The 9,011-nt window shown below is 39.3% G+C and carries 5 protein-coding genes and 1 rRNA gene; 3 read left to right on the forward strand and 3 right to left on the reverse strand.

Annotation, left to right across the window (positions count from 1 at the left end):
• The first annotated feature begins 109 nt into the window (after positions 1–109).
• Together FZF08_RS20975 and FZF08_RS20980 are read left to right on the forward strand one after the other, a co-directional pair.
• Positions 110–4,693, forward strand: a complete 4,584-nt coding sequence (locus tag FZF08_RS20975) for a carbohydrate-binding protein (protein WP_229216625.1) — start codon at positions 110–112, stop codon at positions 4,691–4,693.
• Positions 4,694–4,830: 137 nt separating this feature from the next.
• A complete protein-coding gene (locus FZF08_RS20980) occupies positions 4,831–5,253 on the forward strand; it encodes a secondary thiamine-phosphate synthase enzyme YjbQ (protein ID WP_159472761.1) in 423 nt (140 codons plus the stop codon).
• A gap of 7 nt (positions 5,254–5,260) precedes the next feature.
• On the opposite strand, the gene FZF08_RS20985 is transcribed toward FZF08_RS20980, so the two are convergent.
• Together FZF08_RS20985 and FZF08_RS20990 are read right to left on the reverse strand one after the other, a co-directional pair.
• A complete protein-coding gene (locus FZF08_RS20985; protein WP_200837139.1) occupies positions 5,261–6,562 on the reverse strand; it encodes a hypothetical protein in 1,302 nt (433 codons plus the stop codon).
• 15 nt (positions 6,563–6,577) lie between these two features.
• Positions 6,578–7,693 carry an acyltransferase family protein gene (locus tag FZF08_RS20990; RefSeq protein WP_159472764.1) on the reverse strand — a complete coding sequence of 372 codons (1,116 nt, stop codon included), beginning with the start codon at positions 7,691–7,693 and terminating at the stop codon, positions 6,578–6,580.
• A gap of 696 nt (positions 7,694–8,389) precedes the next feature.
• Between FZF08_RS20990 and FZF08_RS20995 the strand changes: the two genes are divergently transcribed.
• A complete protein-coding gene (locus FZF08_RS20995) occupies positions 8,390–8,806 on the forward strand; it encodes a response regulator transcription factor (protein WP_229216626.1) in 417 nt (138 codons plus the stop codon).
• Between the two features lie 89 nt (positions 8,807–8,895).
• On the opposite strand, the gene rrf is transcribed toward FZF08_RS20995, so the two are convergent.
• A 5S ribosomal RNA gene (rrf, locus tag FZF08_RS21000) occupies positions 8,896–9,007 on the reverse strand.
• Positions 9,008–9,011 lie beyond the last annotated feature (4 nt).

The following is a 9,011-nucleotide window of genomic DNA, read 5'->3' on the forward strand; positions in this document are numbered from 1 at the left end:
TTACTTTGCATTCACCTCTACGAAGTATTTCTATAAAATTTCGAAAATAATCTACACCGATAATTAACAAGCTGTATATTAGATAAAAATTTAATAACCAGCGCATTCTATGAAAAGACTTTTCCTCAGCTTAATTTTCTTTTGCAGTATTTTTAAAGGTTACGCACAGAATAATCAACCTGCGACAAGTAGGATTGAAGCAGAAAATTACACACAAATGAGCGGTGTTTCAACGGAAAACACAAGCGATACAGGCGGTGGACTCAACGTTGGACATATTGATGCGAACGATTGGATGGATTACCAGATCCAGGTCTCTTCAGCCGGAACTTATACTTTTAATTTCCGGGTAGCCAATAGTTATGGAAACGGGAATATAGAAATCCAGAATATTACTGGTGCCGTGCTTGGACAAATAAATGTTCCACAAACAGGTGGATGGCAAAGCTGGACTACAATTACTACACAGGCTACATTACCAACAGGAAACCAGACAATCAGACTTTTTGCACGAGGAGGAGAATTTAACTTTAACTGGTTTGAAACCTATCAGGAAAATTTTATCCCTGGGAAAATTGAAGCAGAAAACTTTATAGCAACCAGCGGATCAGGAACGGATACTGCGGAAGATATCGGCGGTGGGCTGGATGTAAGCTGGATCGGTGATAACAGCTGGATGGATTACGATGTTAACGTACTTTCTGCCGGAATATATACTTTCAAATTTCGTATCGCTAATGGTTTTAGTGACGATGCTTCTCTCGCTTTAAAAGCTGCCGATGGAACTATATTGGGAGAAATCAACAATCTTCCACGCACGGGTGGTATGCAAGGCTGGGCAACCACGAGCATGTTTGTGACTTTGCCCGCTGGAAAACAAACGCTACGTGTTTTTGCGAAAAAGGGAGTTTTCAGCCTTAACTGGTTTGATGTTTCAGGTGCAAAAGCAGTACCAGGAAGAATAGAGGCCGAAAATTATGATGTCGCCAGTGACGTCCGTCCCGAGGATACCGCAGATTCGGATGGTGTGAAAGATTTAGGATATATTGATGATGGCGATTTTATGGACTACAATGTCAATATTGCAGCAGCCGGAACTTATAACTTCAACTTCAGAATAGCCAATCAATATGGAAACGGTAATATTCAGGTAAAAAATGCAGGTGGAATTATACTTGGAGAAACTGATGTGCCTCTGACTGGCGGATGGCAGGTTTGGAAAAACATTAATACCACGGCAACTTTGCCGGCCGGAAATCAGATCATCAGAATCTATGCAAACCGCGGAACTTTCAATTTCAATTGGTTTGAGGTAACCAAAACAAATCTTATCCCTGGAAAAGTGCAGGCTGAAAATTTCAGTGCTGTAAATGGTGTTGCGACTGAAAATACAGAGGATGCAGACGGAGGCCAGGATATTGGCTGGATCGGAGACAACAACTGGATGGATTATAATGTGAAGGTGGCCTCAGCAGGTTTTTATACTTTCAAATTCAGAGTTGCCAATGGATTCAGTGATGATGCTTCGCTTGAACTTCGAGCCGCCGACGGTTCCGTTTTAGGTCAAATCAATAATCTTCCTCGTACAGGAGGCATGCAAGGATGGGGAAGCGCCAATCTGGTAGCTCAGTTGCCCGCTGGCGATCAGATTTTACGTGTTTTTTCAAAAAAGGGAGTTTGGAGCCTTAACTGGTTTGAAGGAACTTCCTCCCGGACGTTACCAGGAAAAATTGAAGCTGAAAGTTTTGATGTAGCAAGTGATGTTAGAACTGAGGATACTCAGGATGTTGATGGTGTTAAAAACGTAAATAATATTGATGCCGGTGATTACCTTGATTATAACGTCAATATAGCATCAGCCGGAATATATACTTTTAACTTCCGGGTTTTTAAAAGTTATGGAGACGGACTTATTCAAATAAAAAATGCTGCCGGAGCAGTTCTAGGCCAGGTAGAAGTTCCAATTTCAGGCTGGCAAAATTATGTAACGATAACAACCACGGCAACACTTCCAGCCGGAAGTCAGCTAATACGACTTTATGCCGATAAAGGAGATTTTTACTTCAACTGGTTTGAAGTGATCAAAGGAGGAACGGTACCGGTTAAAACTCCTTCCGTTATTACATTTGGTGAACTTCCTTCAAAATTGGCAGGATCTGCACCTTTTGACCTGACTGCATCCAGTACCAATACTGAAACACCTATTATTTTTGCTTCTTCAAACCCTTCTGTTGTTTCTGTTTCAAATCAAACGGGAAGTTGGAAAGCAACAATTTTAGCAGCTGGCTCAGCAGTCATTACTGCATCTCAGGCGGAAAGTATTGGTTTTGGTGCGGCAGAAAATGTAGTTAGAACTCAAATTATTCAATCTGTATCTACACCGGTTGATCCCGAAAATCCCTCGACGGCTGTCAAAATCCCGTTGGATCCAAAACGCTGGTATCAATTAAATAATACCAGTAACGGACTGGATGCCTTGTTTGATGGTGATACGCAGACAGAAGTTAATACGGGTTACGGACTTGCACTGGATCGCTACGACGCTTATTATCCTTTGCTTGATGGAGAACAAATTACATTGGAAAGTATCAAGTTTTTTGATTTCACGGGTACTTTTAAAGATAATCCAATGATATTATCTGTCATTACCGATCAATGGGAACGCATTCCGGTTGCAACGTTTACAGGTGAAGTTTACAATGGCTGGGTTGGCCCTTATCCTGGCAGACAGCTGGCGGGTGACGCACTATTCAAACTTGACAATAAAGTTACCAATATCCGTTATCTGGTATTAAGTATAAAACATGGCTTTCCAACGGAAATGGAATTGTATGGGACTTATCAACCTACTACAAAAGCAATTACCCCAATCCCTAAAAAAGATATCAAATTAAGAGATTTGTTTGGAGTTAATGCTTACGAATGGAATTTTGAAGACGGTCAAAGTCCATGGGAAATAAGTGAAACTAAAATGAATGCTGCAAAAAGTTTCACAGGAATCCGCCACTATATGGACTGGGAAAAACTTGAAGCAAACGAAGGACAGTTTTCTTATAACCCAACGCTTAGCGGCGGCTGGAATTATGACGCGATTTACGAGCGTTGCAAAGCCGCAAACATTGAAGTATTGGCATGTTTAAAAACAGTTCCAGGCTGGATGTTGGCTACCTATCCTGAAACGGAGCGTGATGCTGAAAATGTCCCTGTGCGTTATGGAAAGGATTTTGCTGATCCATTATCGTACAAAGATCAGGCAAGAGTGGCTTTTCAATACATTGCCCGTTATGGAAGTAATACCAATATTGACCCTGCCTTATTAAGTGTTTATTCACTTCCGAGATGGACAGGAGATAATCCAAACACAATAAAAATCGGGCTTAATCTGATCAAATACATTGAGTGCGATAACGAACGTGACAAATGGTGGAAGGGCAGAAAAGGCTATCAGACTGCCCGCGAATATGCTGCCAATTTATCTGCTTTTTACGACGGACATAAAAATACAATGGGACCAGGATTTGGAGTAAAAAATGCTGATCCTAACATTAAAGTTGTCAATGCAGGCTTAGTGACCGGCCCTGATTATATCAAAGGAATGGTTGACTGGTGCAGAGAGTTTCGTGGATACAATGCGGATGGTACTGTAAATCTGTGCTGGGATATAATTAATTTCCATTTGTATACAGATGATGCTTCATCATCTCAAAGCGGAACTTCAACACGCGGAGCAGCTCCGGAGGTTACCAATGCCAATCAGATTCTTGATAATTTTGTACAGGTTTCTCATGATATTTCCCGTGATATGCCCGTTTGGATTACCGAAGCAGGGTATGACATTGCTCAGACAAGTCCGTTAAAAGCTGTTCCAATTGGCAACAAATCTACCTTGGAAACACAGGGCGACTGGATATTAAGAACTTCATTATTTTCTGCCCGTCACGGTGTATCGAAAATGTTCTTTTACCAAATGTATGATGATAATGCCGGAGGTGGAATATTCGGCAGTTCAGGTTTGATAAATGAAGATCAGTCGCGCAGACCAACTGCTGATTATTTTTATCAGGTTAATAAACTTTTCGGAGAATACAGTTATAAAGAAACTACCTATCAGGACCCTATTCTTGACCGTTACGAAAGTGATGGAAAATCATTATATATTTTAACCGTTCCCGATGAAAAGGACAGAACTGCAAATTACACCTTGCATGTTGGAGATTTTTCTCACGCAAAAATATATCGTCCCAAAGCTGGAAGTGATAATATGGACATGGAAGAAGTAGAAGTTACAGCCGGAAATATTACAGTAACCGCCACCGAGACGCCGATGTTTGTTGTAGGCTCCGCATCCAATGCCAGAATAGCGTCAACGGATTCCGTCGCAATATTGGCTTCGCTAATTACTACCTTACCAGCGAACGAAAGTGCTTTGACATTACACGAGTCTGTTCAGATTTATCCTAATCCAGCAGCTCGTTATATTTCAATTGATGTAATGAACAAAAATGATTCTCCGGTTGAAATCAATGTATTTGATGCTGGCATAGGAAGACTTCACAAACAATTACGTGTTAATAAAGAAAACCAGTCTGAGCTAAAAGGAATCGATATTTCAACGTTGCCGGTAGGTGTTTATATTATCGAAATTAAACAGGGTAACGACAGGGCTTTCAGAAAAGTGATTAAAGGATTATAATTGGAGAAATTCATTTAATACTATTTTGAAAAGGTTGGTCGGTCTCCGGCCAACCTTTATTTTTGGTCAAAATATCTATTGAACAGGATCGCTTTTAGTACTGATCATTCTAAAAGAATTATTAAAAAAAATAAACTATGAAAATTCATCAGCAGGCATTTAGCTTGAAAGAAAAAAGAAGAGGATTTCATATCATTACGAATGAAGTACTTTATGCCTTACCACAGATCAACGAAATAAAAACAGGCATGTGCCAGGTTTTTATCCAGCACACTTCGGCTTCTCTGACTATCAATGAAAATGCAGACCCAACAGTCAGAAAAGATTTTGAAATGTTTTTCAATAAAACCGTTAAGGAAAACGATCCCGATTATCAGCACGATTATGAAGGCTCGGATGATATGCCTGCGCATCTCAAATCATCTATATTAGGTAGCTCCGTTTTAATTCCTATTCGAAATGGCAAACTTGCCTTGGGGACATGGCAGGGAATTTACTTGTGTGAGCATAGAGACCGCGGCGGAAGCAGAAGTTTTATTGCTACGGTTTGGGGTGAGTAATTCGTTTTTATTTTAACCATTTATCAAACCATGCGAAAGCATCTTTCTGCATATCTTCATCAAATTTATGAGGCCCGTCATAAAATAACGCCCTATATTTTTCCGGCGCATTGGCCTTTTTATAAACTTCACCAAGAATTTTGTCCGCATTTTTCATTTCTGAAAGTGTATACAATTCATCCTGATTGTTATTTTGGATTAAGGTAGGCAAAGGAACACGTAAGCCCAGAATTTCAGGAAATTCCAGATATTTTGGTAATAACGGGGCATAAGTCATCCAGGTGTGCGTAAAAGATTTGTTCAGGATTAAATCATTCCATGTTGTCATAAATCCTACACAAACAGCGCATTTTATTCGGGGATCAAGTCCCCCCAGATAAACTGTTCTTAATCCGCCACCAGATAATCCGCCGCAGCCAATCCGCTCCGGATCGACTTCTTTCCTATCACTCAAAATTGAAAGTGCAACCCTGTCTTCCGTAAGCACAATTCCCGGCCAGGTAGTACCTGCGCAGAAAAGCGACTTGGACATTACATGTTCATGAGCCGCAGCCCACTCATTATACTTTCTTATATTATCTTCATTTTCCGGATCCAGGTCTGATTTATTTGTTACGTCGAGTTCACCATAATCTAATCCTTCTACATCTTTATACAAAACACGTCGGCTTCCGAAAGCAAATATGTCATGTATCAAAACAACATATCCTTTCTTTGCTATTTCATTAGCCCACGCTTTTCCGTCATAATCGGTTCGCTGATGCTCCGCAATGAGCAGATGTTGATTATCGGAAGTTTTGACAATTTTTCCAAATCCAAAATACTTTTTTGCTGCGTGATCATGTAATGCGAGAATACCAGGCAATGGTTTTGTAACACCCGCAGGTTTGAGCAATATCGCTTTTGTCGGTCTTCCATAAGGAAGTTGCCAGAAAAGTTCTTCCACATCCAGTCCATCATAGACATATTTTTTTTCAATGGTCACATTGGGAATTTCTGTAATTTCCGGACTGGCTATTACATCGTTCACTTTCTTCAAAACTTCTTTTTTCCAGGAATCAATTTCCGTCCACTCAGGATTTATAAACGAAAGTTCGCCAATATCTTTCCTGAGCGAAGCTGCCCACTGGCCGTAATCACCAATAATACTTTTAGCAGATGCCATCTTCAACGATTTTTGCTGGATTTTGAAATAATCAGTGAAAAATTCAACTGGTTTTATCTTCACAAAAGGAATAAATAAAACGGATTTGAAAGTATTTCTAAGAAATCTTCGCTTTGAAAAATCTGCTTTAAAAATCTCTTTCATATCATTGTTGCACTCTTATATTTTTACGACAATCTTGTTTTTGTATAAAAAATAAAGAAACAACCAGACGAGAGCCAAACCTCCAAGTGTATTAAATACTTCGTGCCATTTCTCTGCGGTATGCATATATAGGCCTGCAAAAAGTAAACGGGAAGATTCATTAAAATCTATAAAACGAACAGCCAAATAAATGACCAGCGAATTCATACCAATTACACGAAAGAAAAAAGACCACTTTATATAACCCTTAACATCTATTAGCCAGTAAAATATGGCAAGAAAAATAAAAGAAATACCCGCGGTAAGAAGGATAAAAGAACTCGACCAAAGATGTTTATTTATCGGAAATAATAATCCCCAAAGTATCCCAAATACGATTCCTGAAAACCCGAGAGAAAATAACCACTTCAATTTTATTGATTGAGCTGTGGATTGATTTAGAATATCCCCTGCAAGCGTACCGAAAATGGTTAGACAAATTGCAGGGAACTGCGTCAGAATTGCTAATTCATCATAAGTGCCCTGCTTCAATTTCCCCGGCATAAAATTTCTGTCAAACCAGCCAACCAGATTTCCTTCGAACGAAAAATCTCCGGCTTGAAAACCCGGCGCCGGAATCAGCAGTAATATGAAATAATAAAATATCAGCAGACCAAAGGCCCAAAACAAACGGTATGTCCAGGAGAAATTAAGATACAACAGCGCACCGACAAAAGTAGCTAATCCTATCCTTCCCAATACGCTGCCATATCGGATATGCACTGGATCAAAAATATCCAATGGCGCATTTTTATCAAGAATCCCTAAAAAAATAAGAACAATCATTCTTGTAAAAACTTTACTCAGTAACTTCTTCTTAGAAATATTTTTGTCCAATCCGCCACTCAGGCTAAATGCAAGAGAAGTCCCTGCAAGAAACAGGAATAATGGAAAAATGAAATCATAAAAAGTGAATCCATGCCATTCCGGATGTTCAAATTGATCTGCAAGTGCGTCAATAAAAGATATTCCAGTTTTACCTTTGAGGAGAAAAATAAAGGTTCCACCGCCCGCAATCATGAACATATCAAATCCTCTTAATGCATCAATCGACGCTAGCCGCCGTGGAAGGGGCTTAGAAATAGTTGTCATAATCAGGTTTAGGATATTTATATTAGAAAGCATGTGCACGGGCCTTTCTAATATAACATACTGATTGTGATGATAAACTGACTATATTTTGGCTAAAATGAAAGTTCAGTCACGTAACTTTTAAACAATAAATCAAGAATTTTCCTGGCCGTTTCCAAATGAGTGACGTCTGTTATTAACTCAGGATTATTGTCCGGGTATTCTATTTCCATATTACAAACTCTAACCGGACTGTCCGACTGTGACATCTCAGCGTTCAAATATTCTTCAAAATCGCTGTTTAGTACACTGACTACATTTCTTCATCCGGATGATTATGAGGTTAGCTGTTAAAGCATCATCTGGTTCGAAGTTGAAAAATCTACATTACTTAACCGTGAAATATAGTTAGAAAGCTTCTTCAAGATATCCGATTTCTTCCAAATTGATATCAAATTTCTAACCATTTCGGATTAAGCAATGGCCCAATTCAGCAGTAGTGGAGTGACTATCTACGATCTTTGGAGAAAAGTACATATCTATGCACCCGAAAACTTGTATAAACTATCTGAATATTATATTCGGAATAAGAATGGAATAAGCAATGACATGTTTGTTCAAAAAACATCCAGATGATTTAACCGTCCTACCAAGAAATAGTCGGGAAGCAATACTCTTTTTATAAAAATTCAGCCTGCTTTACGTATGGAAATAAAAATGGTCAACGAGTATCGGATATTGTCAAAGGAAGTGACTTATATTAATGTTACCGAGCAGCGCCAAATTCTTGAACGAGATGCATACGGATATAGCTGGCTTTCGCTGGGAATTATTGACTTGTCTTCAAATCAATCTGCACTGCTGCGTGTTAATTTCCAAATACACAATTTTATTACCGGTGAGCTGATCACAATTCAAAATAAAGCGAAGATCAACACAATGTCACTCACAACTCGAGAAAAAGAAATCCTTGAACTAATTAGCGACGGAAAGCTAAGCAAAGAAATCTCCTGGTTGCTTAAAATCAATGTACATACTATCAACACACATCGACAACGCATTCTTGAAAAGCTTGATGTAAATAATTCCATTGAGGTCATTTACACGGCTAAGGAGGATGGGATTATCAGGTAAAATAAAGATCAGGTTATTGTCTGACAATTTCTTACGCACAAAAAAAGACCATCCTTTCGAGATGGTCTTTTTCTTGATTTGTAATAGTATTGTGGCGGCTACCTACTTTACCAGGTTTGACCCAAGTATCATCGGCGGTTCCGGGCTTAACTTCTCTGTTCGGGATGGGAAGAGGTGAACACCGGGCCAATAGCCACCAACAAGC

It is taken from the genome of Dyadobacter sp. 3J3 (assembly GCF_009801115.1).
GTDB lineage: Bacteria > Bacteroidota > Bacteroidia > Cytophagales > Spirosomataceae > Dyadobacter.